The 24,335-nt window shown below is 71.4% G+C and carries 21 protein-coding genes and 2 riboswitches; of the genes, 6 read left to right on the plus strand and 15 right to left on the minus strand.

What is annotated here, in order from left to right:
* Window positions 1–13: 13 nt before the first annotated feature.
* The gene (locus tag ACFQUZ_RS11015) at window positions 14–796 is read right to left on the minus strand and encodes an SDR family oxidoreductase (protein WP_377440887.1); all 783 of its coding nucleotides are present in this window, start codon (window positions 794–796) and stop codon (window positions 14–16) included.
* 198 nt (window positions 797–994) lie between these two features.
* Here ACFQUZ_RS11015 and ACFQUZ_RS11020 point away from each other — a divergent pair, with 198 nt between their 5' ends.
* Window positions 995–1,354 (plus strand): YciI family protein, encoded by a 360-nt coding sequence (locus ACFQUZ_RS11020; RefSeq protein ID WP_377440889.1) that lies wholly within the window; start codon window positions 995–997, stop codon window positions 1,352–1,354.
* 21 nt (window positions 1,355–1,375) lie between these two features.
* Here the strand turns inward: ACFQUZ_RS11020 and ACFQUZ_RS11025 are convergent, their stop codons facing one another.
* Complete coding sequence (locus ACFQUZ_RS11025) at window positions 1,376–2,584, minus strand: RNA polymerase sigma factor (RefSeq protein ID WP_377440891.1); 1,209 nt, start codon at window positions 2,582–2,584, stop codon at window positions 1,376–1,378.
* 89 nt (window positions 2,585–2,673) lie between these two features.
* Here ACFQUZ_RS11025 and ACFQUZ_RS11030 point away from each other — a divergent pair, with 89 nt between their 5' ends.
* Window positions 2,674–2,868 (plus strand): hypothetical protein, encoded by a 195-nt coding sequence (locus ACFQUZ_RS11030; protein WP_377440893.1) that lies wholly within the window; start codon window positions 2,674–2,676, stop codon window positions 2,866–2,868.
* Between the two features lie 111 nt (window positions 2,869–2,979).
* Here ACFQUZ_RS11030 and ACFQUZ_RS11035 read toward each other — a convergent pair whose 3' ends face one another.
* Genes ACFQUZ_RS11035 through ACFQUZ_RS11050 form a run of 4 tightly spaced genes read right to left on the minus strand, consistent with a single transcriptional unit; the run spans window position 2,980 to window position 8,338 of the window.
* A complete protein-coding gene (locus tag ACFQUZ_RS11035) occupies window positions 2,980–3,780 on the minus strand; it encodes an ABC transporter ATP-binding protein (protein ID WP_377440895.1) in 801 nt (266 codons plus the stop codon).
* A 3-nt stretch (window positions 3,781–3,783) separates the two neighbouring features.
* Window positions 3,784–5,730, minus strand: a complete 1,947-nt coding sequence (locus tag ACFQUZ_RS11040; protein WP_377440897.1) for a dipeptide/oligopeptide/nickel ABC transporter permease/ATP-binding protein — start codon at window positions 5,728–5,730, stop codon at window positions 3,784–3,786.
* Window positions 5,727–6,785: an ABC transporter permease gene (locus ACFQUZ_RS11045; protein WP_377440899.1), complete on the minus strand. Its 1,059-nt coding sequence runs from the start codon at window positions 6,783–6,785 to the stop codon at window positions 5,727–5,729. The genes ACFQUZ_RS11040 and ACFQUZ_RS11045 overlap by 4 nt, the downstream gene beginning before the upstream one ends.
* Window positions 6,782–8,338, minus strand: coding sequence for an ABC transporter substrate-binding protein (locus ACFQUZ_RS11050; RefSeq protein ID WP_377440901.1), 1,557 nt, complete (start codon window positions 8,336–8,338; stop codon window positions 6,782–6,784). Before ACFQUZ_RS11050 ends, ACFQUZ_RS11045 begins: the two co-directional genes overlap by 4 nt.
* 373 nt (window positions 8,339–8,711) lie before the next feature.
* Here ACFQUZ_RS11050 and ACFQUZ_RS11055 point away from each other — a divergent pair, with 373 nt between their 5' ends.
* Entirely contained in the window at window positions 8,712–9,911 is a 1,200-nt protein-coding gene (locus tag ACFQUZ_RS11055; protein WP_377440903.1) for an MFS transporter, read from the plus strand.
* On the opposite strand, the gene ACFQUZ_RS11060 is transcribed toward ACFQUZ_RS11055, so the two are convergent.
* The 9 genes from ACFQUZ_RS11060 to ACFQUZ_RS11100 all read right to left on the minus strand — a co-directional run bounded on the left by ACFQUZ_RS11060 (window position 9,813) and on the right by ACFQUZ_RS11100 (window position 21,317).
* Entirely contained in the window at window positions 9,813–10,745 is a 933-nt protein-coding gene (locus tag ACFQUZ_RS11060; RefSeq protein ID WP_377440905.1) for an ECF transporter S component, read from the minus strand. The genes ACFQUZ_RS11055 and ACFQUZ_RS11060 overlap by 99 nt on opposite strands.
* Complete coding sequence (locus ACFQUZ_RS11065; protein ID WP_377440907.1) at window positions 10,742–12,373, minus strand: ABC transporter ATP-binding protein; 1,632 nt, start codon at window positions 12,371–12,373, stop codon at window positions 10,742–10,744. The genes ACFQUZ_RS11060 and ACFQUZ_RS11065 overlap by 4 nt, the downstream gene beginning before the upstream one ends.
* The gene (locus tag ACFQUZ_RS11070; protein ID WP_377440909.1) at window positions 12,370–13,605 is read right to left on the minus strand and encodes an energy-coupling factor transporter transmembrane component T; all 1,236 of its coding nucleotides are present in this window, start codon (window positions 13,603–13,605) and stop codon (window positions 12,370–12,372) included. Before ACFQUZ_RS11070 ends, ACFQUZ_RS11065 begins: the two co-directional genes overlap by 4 nt.
* Window positions 13,598–14,491: a hypothetical protein gene (locus ACFQUZ_RS11075; protein WP_377440911.1), complete on the minus strand. Its 894-nt coding sequence runs from the start codon at window positions 14,489–14,491 to the stop codon at window positions 13,598–13,600. Before ACFQUZ_RS11075 ends, ACFQUZ_RS11070 begins: the two co-directional genes overlap by 8 nt.
* The gene (locus ACFQUZ_RS11080; protein ID WP_377440913.1) at window positions 14,488–15,948 is read right to left on the minus strand and encodes a prenyltransferase/squalene oxidase repeat-containing protein; all 1,461 of its coding nucleotides are present in this window, start codon (window positions 15,946–15,948) and stop codon (window positions 14,488–14,490) included. The genes ACFQUZ_RS11075 and ACFQUZ_RS11080 overlap by 4 nt, the downstream gene beginning before the upstream one ends.
* 158 nt (window positions 15,949–16,106) lie before the next feature.
* Window positions 16,107–16,177: riboswitch (cobalamin riboswitch) on the minus strand.
* Between the two features lie 129 nt (window positions 16,178–16,306).
* Window positions 16,307–17,350, minus strand: coding sequence for a ribonucleotide-diphosphate reductase subunit beta (locus tag ACFQUZ_RS11085; protein WP_377441138.1), 1,044 nt, complete (start codon window positions 17,348–17,350; stop codon window positions 16,307–16,309).
* Window positions 17,347–19,794 carry a ribonucleoside-diphosphate reductase subunit alpha gene (locus ACFQUZ_RS11090; RefSeq protein ID WP_377440915.1) on the minus strand — a complete coding sequence of 816 codons (2,448 nt, stop codon included), beginning with the start codon at window positions 19,792–19,794 and terminating at the stop codon, window positions 17,347–17,349. Before ACFQUZ_RS11090 ends, ACFQUZ_RS11085 begins: the two co-directional genes overlap by 4 nt.
* Window positions 19,791–19,961: a hypothetical protein gene (locus ACFQUZ_RS11095; RefSeq protein ID WP_377440917.1), complete on the minus strand. Its 171-nt coding sequence runs from the start codon at window positions 19,959–19,961 to the stop codon at window positions 19,791–19,793. Before ACFQUZ_RS11095 ends, ACFQUZ_RS11090 begins: the two co-directional genes overlap by 4 nt.
* Window positions 19,919–20,131: riboswitch (cobalamin riboswitch) on the minus strand. Its footprint overlaps the gene before it by 43 nt.
* Before the next feature lie 136 nt (window positions 20,132–20,267).
* Window positions 20,268–21,317, minus strand: a complete 1,050-nt coding sequence (locus ACFQUZ_RS11100) for a dihydrofolate reductase family protein (protein WP_377440919.1) — start codon at window positions 21,315–21,317, stop codon at window positions 20,268–20,270.
* A 53-nt stretch (window positions 21,318–21,370) separates the two neighbouring features.
* On the opposite strand from ACFQUZ_RS11100, the gene ACFQUZ_RS11105 reads away from it, so the two are divergent.
* From ACFQUZ_RS11105 to ACFQUZ_RS11115, 3 genes are all read left to right on the plus strand, one after another.
* Complete coding sequence (locus ACFQUZ_RS11105) at window positions 21,371–22,045, plus strand: DNA polymerase beta superfamily protein (protein ID WP_377440921.1); 675 nt, start codon at window positions 21,371–21,373, stop codon at window positions 22,043–22,045.
* Window positions 22,042–22,821 carry a DNA polymerase beta superfamily protein gene (locus tag ACFQUZ_RS11110; RefSeq protein ID WP_377440923.1) on the plus strand — a complete coding sequence of 260 codons (780 nt, stop codon included), beginning with the start codon at window positions 22,042–22,044 and terminating at the stop codon, window positions 22,819–22,821. Before ACFQUZ_RS11105 ends, ACFQUZ_RS11110 begins: the two co-directional genes overlap by 4 nt.
* Window positions 22,822–23,049: 228 nt before the next feature.
* Window positions 23,050–24,309 (plus strand): MFS transporter, encoded by a 1,260-nt coding sequence (locus ACFQUZ_RS11115; RefSeq protein WP_377440925.1) that lies wholly within the window; start codon window positions 23,050–23,052, stop codon window positions 24,307–24,309.
* The last annotated feature ends 26 nt before the right edge of the window (window positions 24,310–24,335 follow it).

Here is a 24,335-nt window from a genome sequence, read left to right on the forward strand (position 1 = left end):
GCCATCCGGGGCGTCACCGCGTCGTGTCGGTCTCCGTCGTGTCGGCCAGCCACTCGTCGAAACGCAGGGTGCCGCGTGGGCCCGGTCCTGTCGGCAGCAGGCCACCGCTGGCCATCGACCGCCCCGCGGCCGACGGCCACGGCCCGGTCAGGACGACCTTGTGCGGGCCTCGGACCGTGGCCACCCGGCGGGCGGCCGACGACATCATCATGACCTCGGGGCCCGCCAGGTCCGCGGCACGCCCCACCGCGGGTTCCTCCGCCAGCCGCACCAGTTCGGTGGCGACCTCGACCGCCGCCACCGGCTGGGTACGCATCCGGGGGACAACGGCGACGGGGCCCGGAAACCGGGTGAGCGACTGGATGGCGAACTCGAAGAACTGGGTGGCCCGCAGCACCGTCGCCGGCACCGGGCCGGTCAGCACGAGGTCCTCCTGACGCCGCTTCGCCTGGTAGTAGCCCAAGCCCACCCGGTCGACACCGACGATCGACAGCACCACGTGATGACCGACCCCGCACCGTTGTTCCGCGTCGAGCAGGGTCCGCGTGGTCGCCTCGAAGAACCGGATCGCCACGCTTCTGTTGAGCGTGGCGATGTTCGACACGTCGATCACGGCCGACACCTCGGTGAGCGCCTCGTCCAGGCCCGCACCGGTGGTCAGATCCACGCCGTGGGACCGGGAGATCACCACGACCTCGTGACCCGCGGCGCGGGCCCGCTCGACCACCAGCCTGCCGACCACGCCGGTACCTCCGGCCACCGCCATCCGCATCGCGTCACCGCTCCCTCGTGTCATCGCCCTGATCCCCGGGGCGTCCTCCACACTGCCGGTAGGACTGCGCCGCGGTCCGTGATGTGACACCCCGACATGCCGAGTGACCGAGACCACACGCGAATCGACACCCCGACGGGAAGATTCGGCGGAACCTGTCGAGGATCGGTGCCGGCCGTTCGTCACCTGGGCGACCCAGTTTCCAAACCACGAGGAGTAACGATGCGGTACGCGATGCTGATCTTCGGTGATGACCGTGAGTGGGCCGCCCTGTCCCCGGCCGAGGAGGAGGACGTGATGCGGCAGATCTACGGGTGGTACGAGCGCTGGCAGCCGACCGGCAAGATCGCGGATGGCGGTGCCGAACTGCAACCCCGGGAGTCGGCGAGATCCGTTCGGGCCGGCGCGGACGGGCAGCCGGTGGTCACCGACGGACCGTACCTGGAACTCAAGGAGGTCATCGGCGCGGTCGTCATGCTGGAGTGTGACGACATCGACGAGGCCACGCGGATCGCGGCCACCTGGCCCCTCGCCGCCGGAATGAGCGCGGTGGAGATCCGCCCGGTGGTGAGCCGGGAGTAGCGGTGATGTGGGGCGCCGGGTTCACGACCGGCGCCTCAGCTCGCCCACCCGGCGCGACATCAGCTCCCGTTCGGCCGGGTTCGTCGCCAGTTCCAGCGCCCGCTCCGCCGACGCCAGTGCCTCGGCGGGACGGTCGAGCGTGGCCAGCAGATCCGCCCGAGCGGCGTGCCACAGGTGGTATCCGGCGAGCCGGTCGCCGAGCGCGTCGACCTCGGCCAGCGCCGGGACCGGGCCCACCGCGAACCGGGTGGCCACCGACCGGTTCAACAGCACCACCGGCGACGGGTCCACCGCGTACAGCCGGTCGTACAGCGCCCGCACCTCGGCCCAGTTGGTGGCCTCGTACGAGGGAGCCAGGGCGTGCAGCGCGGCGATGCCGGCCCGCACCTGGTACGGACCGGGTCGGCCCTGGCGCACCGCCGCCCGTAGCCGCATCGCGGCCCGGTGGATGGTCGCCCGGTCCCACAGCCGCCGGTCCTGCCGGTCGAGCAGCACAATGCGGCCCCATGAGTCGAATCGTGCCCTGGCGCGGGCGTGATGCAACTCCAGCAACGCGGCCAGACCGGCGGCCTCCGGCTCACGGGGGAGCAACTCGGCCAGCTGGGCCGCCAGCTCGACCCCCTCGCGGGCCAACTCGCGCCGCTGGGCGGACCGGCCACTGGACAGGTACCCCTCGTTGAACACCAGGTAGACCACCGCGAGGACGGCCGACAGCCGGTCGAGGTACTGATCAGGCGGTGGCACCTCGAACCGGACGCCGCGCTCCCGCAGGTGGCGCTTGGCCCGGGACAGCCGCTGCGCCATCGTCTGCGGCGACACCAGGAACGCGGCGGCGATCTCGGCCGTGCTGAGGCCGCTGGCGGCGTACAGCGTCAGCGCGACCCGGTCCCGCTCGGTGAGGTCCGGGTGGCAGCACCCGAAGATCGTGGCCAGTCGATCGTCCACGCCCGGTTCCGGTGGGGCCTGCGCGGCCACCTGCGCTACCTTCGCGCGACCGACGGCGTCGCGGCGCAACCGGTCCAGCGCCCTGCGCCATCCCGTGGTGACCAACCATCCGGTGGGGCTGTCCGGCACACCCTCGTCGGGCCAGCGGTTGAGTGCCTCGGCAAGCGCGTCCGACAGCGCCTCCTCGGCCCGGTCGAAGTCGCCGAGCCGCCGGCTGAGCACACCGAGCATGCCGGCCGCATCCCTGCGCCAGACCTGGTCCAACAGTTCCGCCACATCCTCCACCGCACCAGAGTGCCCCAGGCGGTGCTTCGCCCGCCGGCGACGTCCCAGACTTGTTGCAGAGGATATGCAACTGCGTAAGGATGGCGGTAGTGGAGGAACTACTCGGCGCTTTCCCCGGCGAGCTGGCCCGCACCCTCGGCTTCTATCTGCTCGCCGACCTGGCCCTCGGCCTCGTGCGGGCCAGCAGCGGCCAGAGCATGGACGACCTGGTGAGGGAGTTGTCCCTGCTGGTCGCCGCCACCGGGCACGACAGTCCTTCGGAATCACCCAGGAATGAGCGGTGATGCCGTGTAGATGATCGCTTCGGCTGGCCGCCTCCGGCACAGCCCTACCTGTTACGTCTGTCGCGCGAGCCGGCCGGGCCATCCGTTGGCGTTCCGTCGGCAGGTTTCGGCCTACGGGGAAGCGGCCTCCGCCGGGGGCCGGCTTCGCGGGTAGAGGCCGGGGGTCGCCGCGAGCAACAGCCGGGTGTACGGGTGGCGGGGGTGCGTGGTGATGTCCTGTGTTCTGCCCTGCTCGACGATGCGGCCGTCGCGCATGACCGCGATCCGATCCGCGAGTTGCCGGACGACGGCGAGGTCGTGGGAGATGAACAGGCAGGCGAGGCCGAGCTGGTCGCGGAGGTCGAGGAGGAGATTGAGGATCTTCGCCTGGACCGACACGTCGAGCGCGGTGACGGGTTCGTCGCAGACGAGGAGTCGTGGCCCGATGGTCAGAGCGCGGGCAATCGCCACACGCTGCTGCTGTCCGCCGGACAGCTGTCGGGGGCGGCGTGTGCAGACCTGGTGGTCGAGCCCGACCAGGTCCAGCAGTTCCTCGACCCGCGCGGACCGTGTCCGGGCGTCACCGATCCGGTGGATGCGCAGCGGTTCGACGATGGCCTGCCGTACGGTCTGGCGGGGGCTGAGGGTGAGATACGGGTCCTGGAACACCATCTGAACGTGGCGCCGGTGTGTCCGCAGGGCACGGCCCCGCAGGCTGTGGACGTCGATTCCGGCGAACCGGACCACGCCGGAGCTGGGTCGGTGGAGTCCGGTGACGACGCGGGCGAGGGTCGTCTTGCCGCAGCCAGACTCGCCGACGAGCCCGACGATCTCGCCGGGCGCGACGCGCATGGTGACGTCCTCGATCACATTCGGCCGCTCACGGTCGTGGCGGTCGGAGTACCGCGCGGTGACCTGCTCGATTTCCAGCACCGGTCAGGCCCCGTCCCGTCGAGGAGCGGTTCCGCCCACCTCGGTGGTCGCGTCGGACTGGCGGGGACAGGCCGCGTGGTGCTGTGGGCCGAGCGTCAACAGTGCCGGCTGGCGATCGCCGCATTCAGGGACGGCGATCGGGCAGCGGGGGGCGAACGCGCAGCCCTCGGTGTCATCCGGGCCGGCGCCGGGGCGTCCGGGCATGGTGCGGAATCGGGTTCCGGGCGGCGCCTCGACGCGTGGTACGGCGTCGAGCAGCCCGCGGGTGTAGGGGTGAGCGGGATTGCTGATGATGGTGCGGAGTGGACCTGACTCGACGATTCGGCCGGCGTACATGACGGCGACGGTGTCCGCGAGCCGGGTGACGACCGCGAGATCATGACTGATGATGATCATGGAAATGCGAAGCTCCTCGCGGAGCTGGGCCAGTAGGTCGAGCAGTTGCGCCTGGACCGTGGCGTCGAGGGCGGAGGTCGGTTCGTCGGCAACGAGCAGCTCCGGCTCACCGGCGATGGCGATGGCGAGCTGTGCGCGCTGCCGCATCCCGCCGGAGATCTGGTGGGGGAACTGGCCGACGATCCCGGCGGGCTCGGGCAGCCCAGCCAGCCGCAGCAGTTCTTCCGTGACGTGGCGGGTGGTGTCACGTCGGCCGGCGCGACCGGCGTTGCGGACGGCCTCGTCGACGTGCGACCCGATCGTCCGTAACGGGTTGAGCGCGGCGAGGCTGTCCTGAAAGACCACACCCACCCGGCGGCCGTTGATGACGCGTCGTTCCCTCTGCGGGAGTCCGACGAGTTGGCGGGCGTGGGTCCCGGCCGCCAGGGTCGCCGAGCCGGTGACGACCGCGCTGGGATCGAGCAGGCCGAAGGGCGCCAACACGGAGGTGGTCTTGCCGCTGCCGGTCTCGCCGACGACAGCCAGGACGTGCCCCCGAGGTAGTTCGTACGAGACGTCGGCGACGATCCGGCGGTGGCCGCCGCCGCGCGGATAGCTGACGGAGAGGTCCCGTACCCGCAACAACGGGCCTTCTTCCTCGGACCTGGTCGGACACACCGTCGCCGACGGCTCCCCGGGCGATTGCCGGGCGGCGGCACGGCGTGGCCGTGCCGGGAGCACCCACCGCAGGATGGACTGTCGTTCGTCGCCCGCGGCGAAGCGTTCGCCGAGGAGGTTGCTGGCGAAGACGATGGCGGTGATCGCGATTCCGGGTGGGTAGGCGAGCCACCAGGCGGAGGCGAGGTAGGGGCGACCTTCGATGAGCATCTGGCCCCATTCGGGGTGTGGCGGCGGGATGCCGAGGCCGAGGAAACTGAGGGTGGCGACGCCGAGGACGATGGCGCCGATGTCGGTGCTGGCGTAGACCAGGCATGGTGCGAGAGCTGGGGGGAGCAGGTGCCGGCCGACGATGCGGGCGGGCCCGGCGCCGAGAAGTCGCAGGGCGTCGAGGTGCGGGCTGGTGCGCAGGCTGGCGACGCGGGCGCGGGCGATTCGGGCGTACGGGGCCCAGGCCCACAGTGACATCGCGATGATGAGGTTCTCCACTCCGGGGCCGCGAACGCCGATGACCGCGAGTGCGACGAGCATTCCGGGTAGCGAGACGGCCATGTCGATGACACGGGAGATGACCCGGTCGACGAGGCCGCCGAGATAGCCGGCGACGGTACCGGTGAGCACGCCGGTGGTCAGCGAGATCGTCAGGACTGCGGCGGTGACCGCGAGGGAGATTCGTGCTCCGTGGAGGAGCCGGCTGAGCTGGTCGCGGCCGAGTTGGTCAGTGCCGAGCGGGTGGTCCGCCGATGGCGGCAACAGACTCGCCGTCAGGTCGGTCGCCGTCGGGTCAGCCGGGGCGATCACCGGCGCCAGTAGTCCCACGACCATGAACCCGAGCAGGGGAAGTGCGACCACGGTGATCCGCGCAGTCGCCGACATGCCTCGGTGGCCGGTGCTCATGTTGTCTCCGTCCGAGGACGTGCGTCGGCGTTGCCGATAACGGGGCCGGTATGCCTCTGCCGGCTCTGGGGCAGCCGGGGCCGGCGACGGTGGCTGTTTGCGTCGCGGCGGGATCGGGGGTCGATGAGGATCTGCGCGATGTCGGCGAGGCGGTTGGCCAGGATGAAGCCGCCGCCGAGGACGAGCGCGCTGGCCTGCAAGGCCGGCACGTCCCTGCCGGCGGCGGCCTTGACGAAGTAGGCGCCGAGGCCGGGCCAACCGAAGATCTGCTCCACGACGACGGTGCCGACCAGCAGGGTGCCGACGGTGAATCCGGCGACGGACAGGATCGGCCCGGCGGCGTTGGGCAGGCCGTCGCGGAGCACGATCCACGCCGGCCGGCTGCCGCGGGCCAGCGCGGCGAGGACGTACGGCTGGTCCAGGGCTTCACGGAGCGTCACGGCCACCACCCGGCTGAGCGCGCCGGCGGCTGGCAGACCGAGTACCGCCAACGGCATCACCCAGGTCGACGGCCCCGCCATCCCGGAGGTCGGCACCAGACCCATCTGAAGGGCCAGCACCAGCACAAGAAGGTAACTCAGCCAAAACGCCGGCACCGACGTGGCAAGCAGCGCCCCGGTGCGCAGCGCGCCGCGCAGCAGACCGCGCTTCAGCACCGCCCCGGCGACCCCGACGAGCACACCGACGACGAGGGCCACCACGGCGGCGCCGGCGACCAGTCCCAGTGTGACGCCCATCCGGTCGGCGATCTCCGGGCCGATCGGTGTGTTCGTCCGTAGCGACGTCCCGAAGTCGCCGGTGGCGGCGTCGGCGAGCCACCGCAGGTACCGCACCGGGGCTGGGGCGTCCAGGCCGAGTTCGGTACGGACGGCGTCGACCTGCTCGGGGCTGGCGGGCCGGCCAGCCCTCGTCGCCGCCAGCATGGCCGCCGGATCACCGCGTGCCAGCAGGACGAGTGCGAACGCGCCCGCGGACACCGCCAGAAGTACGCCGACGGTGTCGACGACCCACCGCGCGAGGTAGCCTCCGGCGGAGCCCAGGCGTGGTGCCGTCACCTGACGGTGACCCGGGTCAGTTCAAGGTCGACGTCGCTGGGCGGCACGGAGAAGCCGTGCACGCCGTCGCGTGCCGCCCACATCCGGGGCCGATAGACCAGCGGCACGAACCCGGCGTCGGCCGCGACGGCGTCGTAAAGGTTCTGGTAGGCCGCCGCCCGGGCAGCGGGATCGGCGGCGAACAGCGCCTTGTCGACAAGATCCTCGATGGCGGGAGTCGTCCACAGCGGTGCCCGCGCCTCATCGGTGAACAGAGACACGATCGAACTGGACGGGTCGTACGGCGCGCCGAGGGTCTCGAAGAACGTGATGTCGTAGCGACCCTCCGCACGTTCGTCGTAGTAGGCGGCGGCGTCGACCGGGACGATCTCGACCCCGATTCCCACCTTCTTCAGAGCGTCGGCGATGGCGGCGGCCATGGTGCGCGGGTCGAGTTGGCCCTCGGCCGGGGTCGCGGGAACGAGGAGCCGCAGCGAGAGCGGCTTCCCGTCCTTCACCCGGGACTCCCCGTCGCGGAGGTAGCCGGCCGCGTCGAGTACGGCGTTGGCGGCGGCTTGGTCGACGCCGCCGGGCAGGTCGGTGCCGGAGTCCGGTACGCCTGGTGGAAAGACCCGCCGGGCCGGCTTCGCATAGTCGAGGAACAGTGCCTTGGCCATCGCGGCGGTGTCGATCGCGTTGCCGACGGCCTGGCGGACGGCCCTGTCGCCGGCCGGGCCGGCGGGGTTGAACCCGAGCATGATCGCGACGTCCGGGTCGCCGGTGAATAACGTGACGTCGTCGCGGCCGTCGAGGGACTTCGCCTCCACCGGGGTGATCGGGGCCAGGTAGGGGCCGCCGATCAGGTCGACCTCGCCGTTGGCGAGGGCGTCGACGCGCGCCTGTGAATCGGGAATGACTGTGAGTTCGAGGCGTTCCAGGCGCGGCTTCTCGCCCCAGTAGTCGCCGTTGCGTTCCAACACCGCCCCGGTGGCGGAGTTGGATACGAGCTTCCACGCGCCGGTGCCCACCGGGTTTTGAAACGTCCCGTCGGGGGTCGTCGACTTCGGGCTGAGCAGCCGGACCGGGCGTACGATCGACAGCTCCTGCAACAGCGGCTCGTACGGTTCGGACAGGGTGAGCCGGACAGTGTCCGGATCCGGGGCTTCGACAGCGGAGACAACCTGCGACGCGCGGAAGAACGAGAAGCGCTTGTTGCCCACCCACCGGTCGAAGTTCCACTTGACGGCGTCAGCGTCCAGCGGCGTCCCGTCGGTGAAGCGCACTCCGTCGCGCAGGTCGAAGGTCACCTGCTTGCCGCTCTCGGCCACGGTCCAGGACTCCGCGAGGCCCGGCTCCAGCCGACCGTCCTTGCCATAGGTGACAAGCGGTTCGTAGATCGCGTCGAGCAGCAGGAAATTGCCCGTGAACGCGTGCGGGTCCAGCGCACCCGATTCCGCGCTCAGCCCGATGCGGAGCAGTGTGGACGACGTGGTGTCGCCGGAACTGGAGCTACAGCCGCCGACGAGCGCGACCGAGATGGCGAGGGAGGCGACAAGGGAACGTGATCGCGGCACGGACTCTCCTGGTGGGGCGATAGCTGGGGGCGCGACGGGGCGGGCGGTGACGCTGTCCCGATAAGTAGTCGATCCCGTCGCCCGGTTGGTTCCCTACACATCGTGGCCGCAGCACGCCGGCGGCCCCACGGCCACCCACCGCCGGACAGGCGGAAATCATGACTGGAAACGGATAGCGGCCACCGGGTACGGTCCTGGCTGGTGGCTTACGCGAGGACAGCAGACGGGTCGGTCGGTCCCTCGTATGCGCGAGTGCGGCCTGAGAACTACCCATGAGTTGGCGTGCGGAACGAGGGCGGCCGCGGCTCGGCAGCGCCATACCCGGCGCGGCGTGGATGGCAGTCGACTGATGGCGGTCTCGAGCTCTTCCCGGATGGGTCCCTCCGTGCTCCGCCGGCTGCTGCCGGCCCGAGGTCACACCTTCACCGGCGCCCAACTCGCGTTGCTGGCAGGCGGCCTGCTGGTCAACGTCGGCTCTTTCTCGATCTATCCGTATCTGGCGGTCCTGCTGCGCGACCGGCTGGGCGCCGGGATGGCGCAGGTCGGGGTTGTGCTCGGTGCCGCCACCCTGGTGCAGTTCGCCAGCGCACCGCTGAGCGCGGCGGTCGCGGAACGGATTGGGCTGCAGCGCTCGCTGCGTAGCGCCTTGGTCCTCTACAGCCTCGGCGGCGCCGCCTTCGTCCTCGGAGCGGTGCGCCCGGTGTTCACCATCGCGGGCCTGTTCCTCATCTCCAGCGGTGGCTCACTGTACTCACCGGCCTACCGCAGCTACCTCGTACACGGAGCCGATCCCGGGCAGCGGCCCCGGCTGGTATCGGCGGGTAACGCAGCCAGCAGCCTCGGCGTCGCCCTCGGACCGGTGCTGGGTGCCCTGCTCATCGCCCATCCGGGCGGCGTGTTCGTGGTGGTCACCATGCTCTACGTCGTCCTCGGGGTCTGGCATTTCCTGCTGCCACGAGAGCGGATGGTCGACGACGCCGTGCCGGTGGAGCCGTATCACCGGATGCTGCGTGGCCTCGCGGTGCTGCCTTTCGTCGTCACCGCCCTGTCGATCTACCTCTACATGCAGTTCTACCAGTACCTCTCCAGCTACGCCGAGGGCCGAGTACCGACCCTGTTCTATGGCTTGGCGATGATGGGGTACTCCCTCGGGTTGGTCCTGGTGCAGCCGCTGGTGGCGCAGCGGGTCGAGCGGATGAGCTACCGATCGGCGATGGCGATCGGATTCGGTGCCCTGGCGGTGGGAATGGTCGCATTCGCCGGCGGAAACATGGTCACGATCGGGGTCGGGATCGCGGCGATCAGTCTGGGGAATGCGGTGCTGCTTCTCAAGAACGATCTGATGGCGCTCGCCGACTCGAAGCGGTCGCCGACCGTCGTGTTCGGGCAGCAGCGTCTCGCCGTCGGCGTCGGGTCCTTCCTCAGTGGTGTCGTCGGCGGCATCCTGTACGGGACGTTCGAGCAGGCCGACCTACTACCGGGGTTCTGGCTTGCCGTCGCCGCCCAGTGCGTTCTGTTCCCTCCGTTGGTGGTGGCCGTCAGCAGGCGGTTGCGTCGGCGGGGCCGGAGATGAACTAGCTCCCTGGGCACCGAGAGCGGCGGGCTGCGGGTCGGGTGCGGCGAAGGTGACCGGTGCGCCGAAGGCCGCCTTCCGGGCGGCGCGGCGCAGCGCGGCGAGCACCGCCGGGCCGGCGAGGACGATCGCCACGGCGGTGGTGACCGCCCGACCGGTGTCCCAGCCGAAGGTGGAGGTGACGGCGGTGAACAGCGCCAGGCGGTGCAGGTTCTCCAGCACCGGCGCACCGGCCAGGTAGGACAGTTGGGTGTCGGCGCCGGTGCTGAACGGCCAGAACCACAGGTTCATCAGCAGGCCGTAGCCGTACGCGGCGAGCGCGCCGTATCCGGCCAGCATGGCCGTCTCGGCCCGGCCGCGCGGCCGGGCCGGCAGCAGGCCGGCGCCGAGACCGATCCACGAGGCACACAGCATCTGGAACGGCAGCCACGGTCCGATCCCGGCGGTGAGCAGCGCCGAGGCGAACAGGGACGTCGAGCCGAGCAGGAACCCGAAGCCGGGACCGAAGACCCGGCCGGCGAGTACGAGCAGGAAGAACACGGTTTCGATGCCGGCGGTGCCGGCGCCGAGGGGACGCAACGCGGCGTTGACGGCGGCGAGTACGCCGAGCATCGCCAGCGCCTTGCTGTCGATGCCGCCGGAGCTGAGTTCGGCCAGCACGAGCGCCACGAGCACCGGGAGCATGATGACGAAGACCAGCGGCGCCTCGCCGGTGCGGGCGGTGGTCTCGGGATCCGCCGGCACGAAGAACGGCCAGGTGAAGGTGGCAAGCGCGGCGGCCGAGGCGAGCGCCAGCACCACGGCGGTACGCGGGGCGACCCGCAGCGCGCTCACGGCGTACTTCCGGCCGGGGACAGCGCGGTGGCGACCTGGTCCACGGTCAGCCACGGTTGCGGTGCGAGGACCTTGGCGACCTGTGGCGCAAAGGCCGGTGAGGCGAGCATGACCTCCGCGGTGCCGCCCTCGGCGACGATCTCCCCGTCGGCCATCACGATCACCTGGTCGGCCAGCGTCGCGACGAGTTCGACGTCGTGGCTCGCCAGCACCACGCTGCGGCCGGCGGCCGTCATCTGCCGCACGAGGGTGCCGAACTGCTTCTTGGCGTGGTAGTCCAGGCCCCTGGTCGGTTCGTCGAGCAGGATCACCGGCGGGGCGGCGGAGAGCTGGATGGACAGCGCGAGGGCCAACCGTTGCCCCTCGGACAGGTCCCGGGGGTGCCGGTCGCCGGGCAGGCCGGGGACGAGTTGGTCGAGGATGGAACGGCAGGTTCCGAATGGCACGTCGCTTTCCCGGTCGGCCAGGTCGCATTCGGCGTCCACCGTCTCCAGGAAGAGCAGGTCGCCGGGGCTCTGCGGGACCAGGCCGACGTGCCGGCGGGCCTGACCGGCCGGCAGCGCCTTCGGATCGACGGTGCCGTGACCGCCGGTCACGGTCACGGCACCGCCGTGCCGGGGACCGCTGCCCTGGATCGCCCACAGCAGGCTGGATTTGCCGGAACCGTTGCGGCCCATGAGCGCGACGACCCGGCCGGGACGCAGGTCGAGATCGACCCCGGCCACGGCCACCGTCCCCGGGTACCGCACGACGATCTTGCGCGCGGTCAGCACCGGGGTGGTTTCCGGGTCCGCTGGTGGGCGTGCCGGGAGCGCGTGGACGAGTCGCTGGCGCAGGGCGGCGGCGCGCCGGCGGGCATCGCGCACCGACAGCGGCAGCGGCGTCCAGCCGGCGAGCCGGCCCAACTCGACAAGCGGCGGCGCCAGGTCGACGCCGGCCAGCACGTCGGCGGGCCGGCCGTCGACCACCCGGCCGTCACCGGGCAGGTAGAGCAGCCGGTCCGCGTACTGCACGACCCGTTCCAGCCGGTGTTCGGCGAGCACGACGGTGACGCCGAGGTCGTGCACCAGCCGGGTGACGGTGGCCAGCACGTCCTCGGCGGCAGTGGGATCCAGCGCGGAGGTGGGTTCGTCGAGGACCAGGATCTTTGGATGGGCGGTGAGTACGGCGCCGATGGCGACCCGCTGCTGCTGCCCGCCGGACAGGGTCCGCAGCGGCCGGTCGCGCAGCTCGGCGATGCCGAGCAGGTCCAGGGTCTCCTCCACCCGCTTGCGCATCACCGCCGGCGGCAGGGCCAACTGCTCCATGCCGTAGGCCAGTTCCTCCTCGACGGTGTCGGTCACGAAGCCGGACAGCGGGTCCTGGCCGACCACGCCGACGACGTCGGCGAGGTCCCGTGGCGGGTGCCGGCGGGTGTCCCGGCCGGCGACGGTGACGGTGCCGTGCAGGGTGCCGCCGGTGAAGTGCGGGACCAGTCCGTTGACGGCCCGCAGCAGGGTGGACTTGCCGGCTCCGGTGCGGCCGGCGACCAGGCACAACTCGCCCTCCTCGACGTGGATACTGACGTCCCGCAGCGGGGGCTGGCCGCCATCCGCGTAGCGGACGGTGACCCGGTCGAACGCGATCATGTGCGGCCTTCCGCCGGTGTCGACATGGTGGGTTCAAGCGGCGTCCCGGCGTCCCGGCCCGTCGGGTCGGTCCGGGTCCGGACGGTCCGGGCCACGGGTGGTGGCGGTGCCAGCCAGGCCGGCGCCGACGCCACCGCGACGGCGAGCACCGTCAGCGGGGTCAGCTCGGGCCAGGTGAGCGGACTGACCGGCGGGTAGAGCAGTTCCGGGTCGACGGCGCCGGCAAGCGTCGTCAGGACGGCGGTGGCCACCCCACAGCCGGCCACCACCAACTCAGCGGGCCGCCAGCGGTCCGGCCGGTAGCGGCTGCGGCGGACCCGCCGGCCGGCCAGTAGCATCCCGATCATGGCGATGACCAGCCCGGCCAGCAGCATCGGCAGACCGAGGAATCCCCCTCCGGTGCCGTCGAGCAGCCCGTAGGTGCCGGCGCAGACACCTATCAATCCGCCAAGCATCAAAACACCGGTCGCGGAGCGCTGCCCGGCCGGCACCGCGGCGGTGCGGCCGTAGCCCCGGGAGTCCATCGCCGCGGCGAGGGCCAGGGACCGGTCCAGTGCGTCGGCCAGCACCGGCAGCGCGATCCCGCGCAGCGCCCGCATCCCGCGGCCGGAGGCCCCGCGCAGCCGCCGTGCCCGGCGCACCCGCAGCACGCTTTCGACCAGTTGCGGGGCGACCGACAGCGCCACCACCACCGCCGTGCCGACCGCGTACAGCGCGCCCGGTACGGCCTTGAGCAGCCGCTTCGGGTTGGCCAGGGCGTTCGCGGCGCCGAGGCAGACAAGCATGGTGGCCAGCCGCAGCCCGTCGTAGAAGCCGCCGAGGACCTGCTCGGCGGCGACCGGGCCGAGCAGCCGGATGCCCGCCGCCCAGGCTGGCAGCGGGATCTCCGGCAGCCGGATCAACACGTGCTCACCCTGCCCGCCGCCGAACACGACCCGGAACACCACCCGCGCCAGCACGATGATCGCGGCGAGCCACAGGTACATCCGGAACGCCAACGCCCATGGGGCGTCGCCGCGCCGGCGGACGACCACCAGCGCGGCGCCGGCCACGAGCAGGCCCAGCGGCAGCGGGTTGGTGGTGTGGCTGGCCGCCGTGGCCAGTCCCAGCGCCCACAGCCACCACGCTCCCGGGTGCAGCCCGCGCGGCAGCCGCCCCGCCGACCAGCCGAACAGCCACCGCCCGTCGCCGAGAGTCGGGCGGTTCCCGGTGGCGACGGACGGGTCAGGCATCCGGCTCGGCGGTACGCCGGCGCCGCGCGGCGATCAGCCCGCCGCCGGCCAGCAGCACGAACACCAGTATCCCGGCGATCGTGCCGACCGGTGGACCTCCGCCGTCCCGGCGCGCGGCAACGTCGGCCAGCTCCGGGTCGGAGGTGTCCGACGACGGCGTGTCGGTGGCACCACCGGTCGGTGCGCCGCTGACCTGGCTCGGCGTCGGCAGCAGGGCATCGGTGGCCGTACCCGTGGGGGTGGCGATCCCGGTGCCGCCGACGGTCGGCGCGGCCGCGCCGGGCTGGCCGCCCGGCGCGGGCGGTGGGACCTGTCCACCACCGGCGGCCGGCGGGGGCGCCGCCGGTCCGCCACCACCCGTGGCCGGCGGCGGCGGTGGGGGCGGAGCCGGTGGTGCGGGTCGCTTCGGGGCGGCGCCCGGCCGGGGCGCGTCGTTGGCGTTGCGGTTGAGCGAGAAGGACCAGCCCTCGAAGCTGCCGGCCGGCGGCTTGCGGTTGGCCACGCCCTTGTCGCTGTAGGTCCAGTCACCTCCGTTCGAGGCGTACCAGTACGACCAGTAGGCGCTGGCTGGTGGCGTGTCGACGCACTTCTCCGCGGCCGCCGACGGTTTGCCCTCGATCCGGCAGATGAATCCCTCGCCCCAGCGCAGGGTTCCGGTGACCTGGAATCCGGCGTTCTTGAGGGCCGCCAGGCCGGTGGCCTGCTCACCGTGGGCGCAGCGGACCACCGTTCCGCCGCCGAGTTCGTTGAAGTCGACAACGACGGTGACGCCGGAGGCGTCGGGGCAGTATCCCGCGGCGGCCGTCGCCGGAGCAGGCGGCGCGGCCAGGGTGCTCGCCGCGACCAGGGCGAGGACGAGGCCGGCCCGCGCGTACCGGGCCGTCACGTCGTCCGCCTGCGGCCGAGCACCAGGAGCAGCACCCCGCCACCGACCATCAGCACCGCGATCAGGACGTACCCGATGATCGCCGCGCCGGTGGTCGGCAGCCCGGCCAGTCCCGGGGTGGGTGGTGTGGTGCTCGCGGCGGGGGTCACCGCCGGTGGAGTGGTGGCCGAGGGTGTCGCCGCCGGGGTGCTCGGGGTGCCGCTGGGCGTCGGCGTGGCTGAACCCGTCACGGTCGGCGTGGGTGAGGCGGTGGTGGTGGGTGAGGCGGTGGCGGAGGGTGCGGCCGTGCCGGTCGGGGTCGGCCCGGTCGATGGTGGCGGCAGGTCGAGGCCGATGCGGCCGAGCGGCACCTGGGCCAGTCCGAGCAGGGCCTGGGCGGTGGCCCGGCGCCACTGGTCCCGGTCGGTGGCGGTGATCCCGGCCGCGACGGCGGTGGTGAAACCGTCGGTGTTGTAGGCGATGGCACCCGCGTCGGCGGTGGCCTTGCCGCCGTTCGCGCCGGTGAGCTGAATCGCGGTCAGCGCCACGGCGGCACGGCTGGCCTCGGTGTCGCGTCCGGCGGCGGCGAGGGCCTGCCCGGCCAGGCCGGTGCTGTTGGAGTTGGCGCCGACCGTCGGTCCTGAACCGCCGAAGGAACCGTCGGCGTGTTGTTGGCTGACCAACCAGTCGGCCCCCTCGCGCGCCGCGTCGGCCGCGCCGGTGGCACCCTCGTCGGCAGCGGTCAACAGCGCCTGCACGGCCATCGCGGTGGAGTCGACGTCGAGGACGGCGTCGGGCTGTTCGTCGCAGGACGGTGACGGTCCGTCCGCGGTGTCCGGGTAGAGCCGGAAGCCACCCTCGGTGCACTGCTGGCGGATGAGGAAGTCAACGGTGTGCTGCGGGACATCGCCGCTGCGGGCCAGACCCAGCACGGCGAAGGACTGGTCGAAGGTGTTGCTGGCGTCCGGTCCACTGTCGGCGGTGACCCGGCTGGTGATCCGGCCTCGCTGGTTCCCGGCGTCCACCCCGGCGATCAGCGCCAGGGTTTCGGCCCGCAGGTCGTACCCGCCGAACGCGGTGGGATCCGCGCCGGCGGCAGCGGCCGCGTAGAGCAGCTTCGCGGTGGCCCCGCCGTCGGTGAAGCCTTCGATGCCCCACTCGTCGTAGCTGTTGTAGGACCGCACATGGGCCGCGAGCTGTGCCGTGGCGGCCTGGCGGGTCGAGGTGTCCACGCCGGTGGCCGACAGGGCGAGGACGCCGTCGATGGTCAGGCCCCAGTCCGGACCACCGAACGGGCCGGGCAGCGCCCCGTCGGTGAACTCGCCAGCCAGCCAGGTTGCGGCGGCGCGGGCGGCGGTGGTGTCGTCGGGGGTGGGTGCGGCCACCCCGGTGAGGGGGACGGTGGCGAGCGCGGCGAGGGTCGTCGTCGCGGCGGCGGCGAGACCGGCGCCGAACCGCCAGGGTCGGGACAGGGACATGTGGGGTGCCTTTCGCGGAGCGGTCGGTGAGAACTCCGGAAAGCACCCCGAGGACACGGCACCCCGCTCGTGTGACGCGTGAGCGGGGTGGGTCGGACCTCGGTGGCCCGGACTTCACCCTGTAGACCTCGACAGTGGAAGCCGCTCGTCCCGGGTGAGGCATTCCGGCTCGCGAGAGGAGGGCTCTCGCTCACGGCTGCGGGTCAGCGCCGGCTTCTACCGGCTTCCCCCCACACGGGACGTATGCAGTTGTGCCCGGCGTGCACCGGGTGTCGATACCGTACCGCCCAGGCGTCGCTTGACACCAGAACGACCGCCGACGCCCGGTGCGGTGCCGGTCACACCGGCGCGCCGGTCGTCAGAAGTCGTCGTCGAAGGTGACGGTGCCGCTCACCCCGACCTGGTACGCCGACACCCGTCGCTCGAAGAAGTTCGACAGCTCCTGCACGTCCTGCAGTTCCATGAACGGGAACGGGTTGCGGCTGCCGTACATCGGCTCGATGTCGAGCAATGCCAGCCGCCGGTCGGCCACATGCCGCAGGTATTCCCGCATGTCGGCCAGCGACAGCCCCGACACCCCCTGCGCGAGCAGGTCCTCGGCGAACTGGACCTCGCAGTCGACGGCCTCGGCCAGCATGTCCTTGACCTGCCGTTCCATGTCGGCATCGAAGAGGTCCGGCTCCTCGGCACGGATGGTCTCGACCACGTCGAACGCAAAGGCCATGTGCATGGACTCGTCGCGGAACACCCAGTTGGTGCCCGACGCGAGACCGTGCAGCACTCCCCGGGAGCGCAGGAAGTAGACGTAGGCGAAGGCGCCGTAGAAGAACAGTCCCTCGATGCAGGCGGCGAAGCAGATCAGGTTGAGCAGGAACGCCCGCCGGTCCTCGCGGGTCCGCAGCTCCCGTAACTCGAAGACCGAGTCGATCCACCGGAAACAGAACTCGGCCTTGCGGGCGATCGAGGGGATGTTCTCCACCGCCGCGAACGCCTCGAACCGCTCCGTCTCGTCCGGCACGTACGTGTCCAGCAGGTTCAGGTAGAACTGGACGTGCACGGCCTCCTCGAACAGTTGCCGGGACAGGTACAGCCGGCCCTCCGGGGAGTTGACGTGCTGGTAGAGGTTGAGCACGAGATTGTTCGCCACGATGGTGTCGCCGGTGGCGAAGAACGCGACCAGCCGAGACACGAGATGCCGTTCGGCGGGGGAGAGCCTCGCCAGGTCGGCGAGGTCGGAGTGCAGGTCGACCTCCTCCACGGTCCAGGTGTTCTTGATGGCGTCCTTGAACCGGTCGAAGAAGCGCGGGTAGCGCATCGGTCGCAGGGTGAGGTCCATGCCGGGGTCGAGCAGCAGGTGCCGCTCGCCAGGGGCGCCGGTGCGGGTTTCGGGGGTGGTGGTCACTGGCACGCCTCGCAGCTCTCGGGGTTCTCCAGGGAACAGGCCAACGCCTCGTCGTCACCCACGGCGAGGATGGGCTGGAACGCCGGCACGGCGCCGGAGGTCGGCCTGGTCGCTGTCGCGACGGTGTCTGGCCTGGTCGCTGTCGCGACGGTGACGGTGGCCTGCTGGATCCGCGTCGCGGGACGCGAACGCAGGTAGTAGGTGGTCTTCAGCCCGGACTTCCAGGCGTACAGGTACATCGAGGACAACCTGCCGATGGTGGGCGCGCTCATGAACAGGTTCAGCGACTGCGACTGGTCGACGTAGGGCGCGCGGGCGGCGGCCAGGTCGATAAGCGCCCGCTGCGGCAGCTCCCAGGCGGTGCGGAACAGCTCCCGCACCTCGGCCGGCAGCTCGGCTATTCCCTGGACCGATCCCTCGGCCCGCTTGATCCGCTCCCGGACCTGCGGCGTCCAGAGTCCGCGCGCCTTCAGCTCTCCGACCAGGTAGGTGTTGACCTGGAGGAACTCGCCGGACATGGTCTCCCGCTTGAACAGGTTGGACACCTGCGGCTCGACGCACTCGTAGCACCCGGCGATCGAGGCGATCGTGGCGGTCGGCGCGATGGCGACCAGCAGCGAGTTACGCAGGCCGTGCGTGGCGATCGCCTTACGCAGCGCCACCCAGCGCTCCGTCTGGGCGGGTTCGGCACCCCACAGGTCGGGATGCAGGTCACCCTGAGCGGCGCGGGTCTCCGCGTACGCCGGATGTGGGCCGAACCGTTCGGCGAGCCCAGCGGAGGTCTCCAGGGCGGTCAGGAAGATCTCCTCCTGCACGCGGGTGGACAACTCCCGGGCCGGTGCCGAGTCGAACGGCAACCGCAGGGTGAAGAACGCGTCCTGCAGCCCCATCAGCCCGAGACCCACCGGTCGCCAGCGCGGGTTCGACGCCGCCGCCTGCTCGGCCGGGTAGTAGTTGATGTCGATCACCCGGTCCAGGAACAGCACAGCGGTGCGCACCGTCGCCCGAAGCTTTTCCCAGTCGACCCCGTCGAGGGTGACGTGGGCGCCGAGGTTGATGGAGCCGAGGTTGCAGACGGCGGTCTCGGAGTCGTTGTTGACCTCAAGGATCTCGGTGCACAGGTTGGACAGGTGGATCGTGTTGCCCGGCGCGCCGGTCTGGTTGGACAGCCGGTTGGACGGATCCTTGAACGTCATCCACCCGTTGCCGGTCTGCGCGAGAGTCCGCATCATCCGCCCGTACAGTGTCCTGGCCTTGATCGTCCGAACGGCCTTCTTCTCGGCCGCGCGGTACGCCTCGTCGAACGCCGCACCGAACAGGTCAGGCAGCTCGGGCGCGTCGGTCGGGTCGATCAGCGACCAGTCCTCGTCCGCCTCGACCCGCCGCATGAACTCGTCCGGGATCCAGTTCGCCAGGTTGAGGTTGTGGGTGCGCCGGGCGTCCTCTCCGGTGTTGTCCCGCAGCTCCAGGAACTCCTCGATGTCGGGGTGCCACGGCTCCAGGTACACGCAGGCGGCGCCCTTGCGCCGGCCGCCCTGGTTGACCGCCGCCACCCCGGCGTCGAGGGTTTTGAGGAACGGCACGATGCCGTTGGACCTGCCGTTCGTGCCCCGGATCAACGCGCCCCGCCCGCGCACCCGGGACCAGGAGATGCCGATGCCACCGGAGAACTTCGACAGCTTCGCGACCTGGTGGTAACGCTCATAGATCGAATCCAGTTCGTCGCGCGGGGAGTCCACCAGGAAACACGACGACAGCTGGGTGTGCCGGGTGCCCGAGTTGAACAGCGTCGGCGAACTCGGCAGGTACGCCAGCGACGACATCAGCCGGTAGAGACCGATCGCCTCGGTCGGCGTCCGCGACAGCCCGCACGCCACCCGCAGCAGCCAGAACTGCGGCGTCTCCACCACCAGCCGCGACCTCGGGTGCCGCAGCAGGTACCGGTCGGCCACCGTACGCAGCCCGAAGTACTCGAACCGCAGGTCACCGGCCGGGTCCACCGCGTCGTCCAGGGCGCGCGCGTGGCGGGACACGAAGGCGGCCGTGTCGTCGCTGATCAGCCCGAGTCCGTGGGCGTACCCGATGGACTGGCTGAAGCTCGCCACCTGCTGCCCACGGACCTCCTTGCCCAGGTACGCGGCCAGCAACCGGGCCGCGAGCTTCGAGTACTGCGGTTCCTCGCCGATCAGCTCGGCCGCGGTCTGGATCGACAACCGGTCCACCTCGGCGGTGCTCACCCCGTCGTACAGCCCGCTTACCGTTTTCGTGGCCACCCGCTGCGGGTCCACCTCGTCCAGGTCGGCGACCCACCGCTGCACCGCCCTGGCGATTGTGTTGACGTCCACCGGCTCGGTGTCACCGTCGCGTTTGCGCACCCGCATCGCCTGCCGACGCTGCTCCGGTCCTGTGTGCCCGGCCGCAACCCGTTCCCGCGTCGCCGTCATGTCCCCTCCTCACGCCAGTCGACGAGGTCGACGAACGCGCGGTGGGAACGCCACTGGTCGCCCGCCGGGTCGTCGGCGGGCGCGATGGCGTCGGCCGTCCCGCGCGGCCTCCGACCGCCGCACGCGGCGCGTGCGGCGCGCTGGCAGGTCTTCGGACTCGCGGGCATGACCGTTCCCGGTCGCCTACTGGCCGTCGCTTCCCAGACCTCACGGTCCAGTGCGTGGTGACGGCGGTCGTTCCCACTCACCGCTGCGGGGCAGTCCCGGACTCACACCGGGTTCCCTCTTGCCTCGACCGCCTGTGAGAGCGGACCGAACCAGCTGCGGGAGCTACTATATATGGCGCATCGGGCTCGCTGGCAACACTAGATATCGTGTCGGAGTGAAGTCGTCGTCGCTGCCGCCGCCGCCGCTGCCGCCGCCGCTGTCACTGCTGTCGCTGCCGTCGGTGCCGCGACGACGAGTGTCGTCCGTCAGGGATGCAGGGCGGGTCGGCAGATGAGTTCCTGGGTCCGACCGTCGAGCGTCCGGTGCTCGATGAGTTCCAGGTCGAAGTCCTCCGCTCCCTGGAAGATCGGATCCCGACCGCTGCGACCCGTGACGACGGGGAAGAGGGTCACCTGGATGCGGTCGACCAGGCCGGCCTTCAGTAGGGATCGGTTCATCGACAGGCTTCCGTGCGAACGCAACGGCACCTCGGATTCCGTCTTCAACCGAGCGACCACGTCCACGGCATCACCGCTCACGACGGTCACGTTCGGCGCGTCGAGGGATGCTTCCATGCTTGTCGACACGACCGTCGCCGGCAGGTTCAGCATCCGCGTCACCCAGGGGTCACGCACCTCCGAGTCGGCGTCGCTCTGGGCCACCAACTGGCCGAACAGGCGATAGGTGTGGGCACCGAAGACCATCCGCTGCTCCTGCTCGTACAGGGCGAGGCGGTGATCGAGCAACTCGGGGCCCTGCTTGCCCCAGTAGCCGGTCCAGTCCCCGCTGGCGGCACCGAAACCGTCGAGGCTGGAGAAGACGTCGAAGGTGTACGTAGCTGTCATGTTGATCTCCTTGGGTCTCACTCGTTGGGGTCGGACGCGTACCGGGGCCGGCCGGAGGGTCAGGGCCGGGCCCCGCCACAGGTCCAGGGCCGACCGGTACGCCTGCCGCGCCTGCTCCGGGTCGCTGGCCGCCATCCGGCGGGCCGCGGCGAGCAGACGTTCGAACTCGGCGGCGTCCAGCCGGTACCGGCAGGGATCGAGCTGGTACGACCCGTGGTGGTGGGGCAGCCCGCCGCCGAGCAGCTTGCGCAGTTGGTGGATGTAGAGCTGGAGATTCTTCACCGCCGAGCGCGGCGGGTCGGTGGGCCAGAGGGTGTCCACCAGTTCGGTCACCCTGACCGGGCGCCCGGCGCGCAGCATCAGCGCGGCCAGCAGCGCGCGCTGTTTCGGCGGTCCGAGCGGGACCGGTGCGCCGTCGTCAGCCTGCGCCTCGGTCGGCCCGAGGGGGCGGCCGCGGCCTCGCCGAACCACCCCCGGTGACAACGCGGATGAACTCAGGCATGGGACGGGGTAGCGTCCCCGGCGTGACGGATCTTGTCGAGCGGCACACCGTCCTCTCGGTGGTGGTGGGCTCCCGGGCGTACGGGCTGCACGGCCCGGACTCCGACCACGACCGGCGCGGCGTGTTCGTGGCCCCGACCCGCGCCTTCTGGCGCCTCGACAAGCCACCGACCCATCTCGACGGGCCGGCGCAGGAGCAGTTCTCCTGGGAGATCGAACGGTTCTGCCGGCTCGCCATGCAGGGCAACCCGACGGTGCTGGAGGTGCTGTGGTCACCGCTGGTCGAGACGGTCACCGTCGACGGGCGACGGCTGCTGGCGGCACGTGAGGCGTTCCTGTCCCGACGGGTGGCCGAAACCTACGGCGGGTACGCCCGGGATCAGCTCAACCGGGTGGCGGCCCGCCGGCGTCGAACCGGTGAGACGAACCACAAGCAGGCCATGCACATGCTCCGGCTACTGATCGCCGGGGCACACCTGCTGCGCACCGGAGAGGTCCTGGTCGACGTGGCGCCCGTACGGGACCAACTGCTGACTGTGCGACGCGGTGCGCTGCCGTGGGAGCGGGTCACCGCCTGGGCGGCGGAGCTGCAGGCCGACCTCGCCGACGCGGCCGCCGCCACCCGGTTACCCGCGCTACCGGACCGCGAGCGGGTGGACCGCCTGCTGGTCGCCGTCCGGGAAGGGAACCTGGCATGACCGTCGAGGTGCCACCGTGGGCGGCCGACGTGGCCCGCGCACTGCCGCGTCCGTTGTTGTTCGCCACCGTCAGTGGCGCGCACCTGTACGGGTTCCCATCCGTCGACTCCGACCTGGACCTGCGGGCCGCGCACCTGCTACCGCCGGAGGAGGTGGTGGGGCTGCGGGTGGGGCCGCAGACGTTGCAGCACGCCGGCATGCGGGACGGGGTGGAGTTGGACGTGGTGAGCCACGACCTGCTGAAGTTCGCCACGCTGCTGAACAGCCGCAACGGATACGTGTTGGAGCAGGTGCTGTCACCGTTGGTGGTCGTCACCACCCCGCTGCACGCCGACCTGGTGGTGCTGGCGCCTCGTCTGGTCACCCGGCACCACGCGCACCACTACCTGGGGTTCGCCGCCAACCAGGAGCGGCTGTACGCGAAGACCGGTCAGCTCAAGCCGGCGCTGTACACGCTGCGGGTGCTGCTCACCGGCATCCACCTGATGCACACCGGCCGGCTGGAGACCGACCTCGGCGTACTCGGAACGGGACTGGCGTACGTGCCGGACCTCATCGCCGCCAAACGCGAGGCCGAGCACGGCCCGCTGCCTCCGGGCGCCGCGGAACGGCTCGCCGTCGACCTGCCGCGGCTGCGCGCCGATCTGGCAGTGGCCCGGGACACCTCCAGGCTGCCCGACCGCCCCGAACCGGCGGCCGTGGATGCCCTGCACGACCTGGTGGTCCGCACCCGGCTGGGCCGTGACCCGTCAGCCACCGGCCGCGCGCCCGCCTGATTGACGGACAACCAACCTCGGCACCGGTGACGTGCGGTGCCAGTCCCGCCTGGACCCTCAAAGCCGAGGCCGGTCCCGTCCTTGTTGCAAATCACTGGCAAGAGCTAATCTGTAGCAGAAATTGGAACGGCCGCCAGCGGCGCGACGGGCCGCCCACGCCACGGCAATCGCAGCGACCGGGTGCCGGCACCACAACATTCCACCTTGCCGACTGGGAGTGACCGCACGATGACCGCGTCAACCAGCCACCGGGAAACGACAACTGCCGACGGGAGGCTCAGCCGGTATCCGGTCTTCCTGCGGGTGTGGGCCAGCCAGTCCGCCGGGGCGGTCGCCGACCAACTCCTGCCGGTCGCCTTCGCGTTGTACGCCGTCCAGCGGGGAGCTGGCGCCGGCACCATCGCGGTCATCCTCGCCGGCCGAGCGATCGCGCTTGTGGTGTGCCTGCTCGCCGGTGGCATCCTCGCGGACCGTGTCTCCCGCCCGCGGATCCTGTTCACTGCCGATGTGCTGCGTGCCGCCACCGTCCTCGGGGCGCTGCTGACCCTGAACCGGTTGCCGCTGGCGGCGCTGGGCATCGTCACCGCGCTGTCCGGTGCGGCCGAGGCGATGTCCCGACCCGCCATGCGATCGCTCATTCCCGCGTTACTCCCGACCGGCCTGCTGGAACGTGGAAATGCCCTGGTGGCCGCCGTGCAGCGTTCCGCCACCCTCATCGGGGCGCTCGTCGGCGCCGCGATCGTGGCCGCGATCGGCATCCGCGCCGCGATGGGCCTGGCGAGCCTGTTGTTCGCGACCGGCGCCGTCGCCGTGCTGGGCGTGCGAGACAGCGTGGCTGGTGCCCGGACGCGCACGGGTGTCCTCGCCGACGCCGCTGCCGGTGTCAAGGCCATCCGGCGGCGTCCCTGGGTCGTCGCCGTCATGACGGCCGTGGCGATTCAGCTGTTCGCCGGCACCGCGCCGACCATGACGCTGTTGCCGCTGGTCGCGACCGAGCAACTCGGCGGTGAACTCGGTTACGGGCTGGTCCTGGCCGCCCTCGCCACCGGTGCACTGCCCGCCATCGCCCTCGCCAGCCGTTGGCGACCGCGGCGTCCCGGAGTGGTCGGCATGCTGGCGCTGTCGAGCTATGCCGCTCTGCCGGCGAGCCTCGCCCTCGCCCTGCCGCTGCCGGTCACCGCTATCTGCTTCGTCATCGGCGGATTCGCAGTGGAGTTGTACTTCGTCTACTGGCTGTCCGCCCTGCAACGCCAGATCCCCGCCGAGGTGCTCGGTAAGACGCTCGCGCTGGACCAGCTCAGCGCTTTCGCGCTGCTACCGCTCGGTTATGCCCTCGCCGGGCCCGCCATAGCCGCGTTCGGAGTGCAACCCACGCTCCTCGCCGCCGCTGGACTCACCGCCGCCGCCAGCGTCGCCGCCCTACTGGTCCCCGGAGTCGCCACCTTCAGCGACCCGGTGGGCACGAAATCGGATCCGGCCGGTGGCTGACCCGGCGGGCGTCGTCTTCGGCCGTG

Origin of the sequence: Plantactinospora sp. GCM10030261, assembly GCF_042666615.1 — a bacterium.
Lineage (GTDB): Bacteria > Actinomycetota > Actinomycetes > Mycobacteriales > Micromonosporaceae > KBS50.

What these genes read in the sequence shown, in the direction of transcription:
- ACFQUZ_RS11015 (WP_377440887.1), bottom strand. Translation starts at nt 796, where the DNA reads ATGACACGAGGGAGCGGTGACGCGATGCGGATGGCGGTGGCCGGAGGT.
- ACFQUZ_RS11020 (WP_377440889.1), top strand. Translation starts at nt 995, where the DNA reads ATGCGGTACGCGATGCTGATCTTCGGTGATGACCGTGAGTGGGCCGCC.
- ACFQUZ_RS11040 (WP_377440897.1), bottom strand. Translation starts at nt 5,730, where the DNA reads ATGAGCACCGGCCACCGAGGCATGTCGGCGACTGCGCGGATCACCGTG.
- ACFQUZ_RS11055 (WP_377440903.1), top strand. Translation starts at nt 8,712, where the DNA reads ATGGGTCCCTCCGTGCTCCGCCGGCTGCTGCCGGCCCGAGGTCACACC.
- ACFQUZ_RS11065 (WP_377440907.1), bottom strand. Translation starts at nt 12,373, where the DNA reads ATGATCGCGTTCGACCGGGTCACCGTCCGCTACGCGGATGGCGGCCAG.
- ACFQUZ_RS11070 (WP_377440909.1), bottom strand. Translation starts at nt 13,605, where the DNA reads ATGCCTGACCCGTCCGTCGCCACCGGGAACCGCCCGACTCTCGGCGAC.
- ACFQUZ_RS11080 (WP_377440913.1), bottom strand. Translation starts at nt 15,948, where the DNA reads ATGTCCCTGTCCCGACCCTGGCGGTTCGGCGCCGGTCTCGCCGCCGCC.
- ACFQUZ_RS11090 (WP_377440915.1), bottom strand. Translation starts at nt 19,794, where the DNA reads ATGACGGCGACGCGGGAACGGGTTGCGGCCGGGCACACAGGACCGGAG.
- ACFQUZ_RS11095 (WP_377440917.1), bottom strand. Translation starts at nt 19,961, where the DNA reads ATGCCCGCGAGTCCGAAGACCTGCCAGCGCGCCGCACGCGCCGCGTGC.
- ACFQUZ_RS11110 (WP_377440923.1), top strand. Translation starts at nt 22,042, where the DNA reads ATGACCGTCGAGGTGCCACCGTGGGCGGCCGACGTGGCCCGCGCACTG.
- ACFQUZ_RS11115 (WP_377440925.1), top strand. Translation starts at nt 23,050, where the DNA reads ATGACCGCGTCAACCAGCCACCGGGAAACGACAACTGCCGACGGGAGG.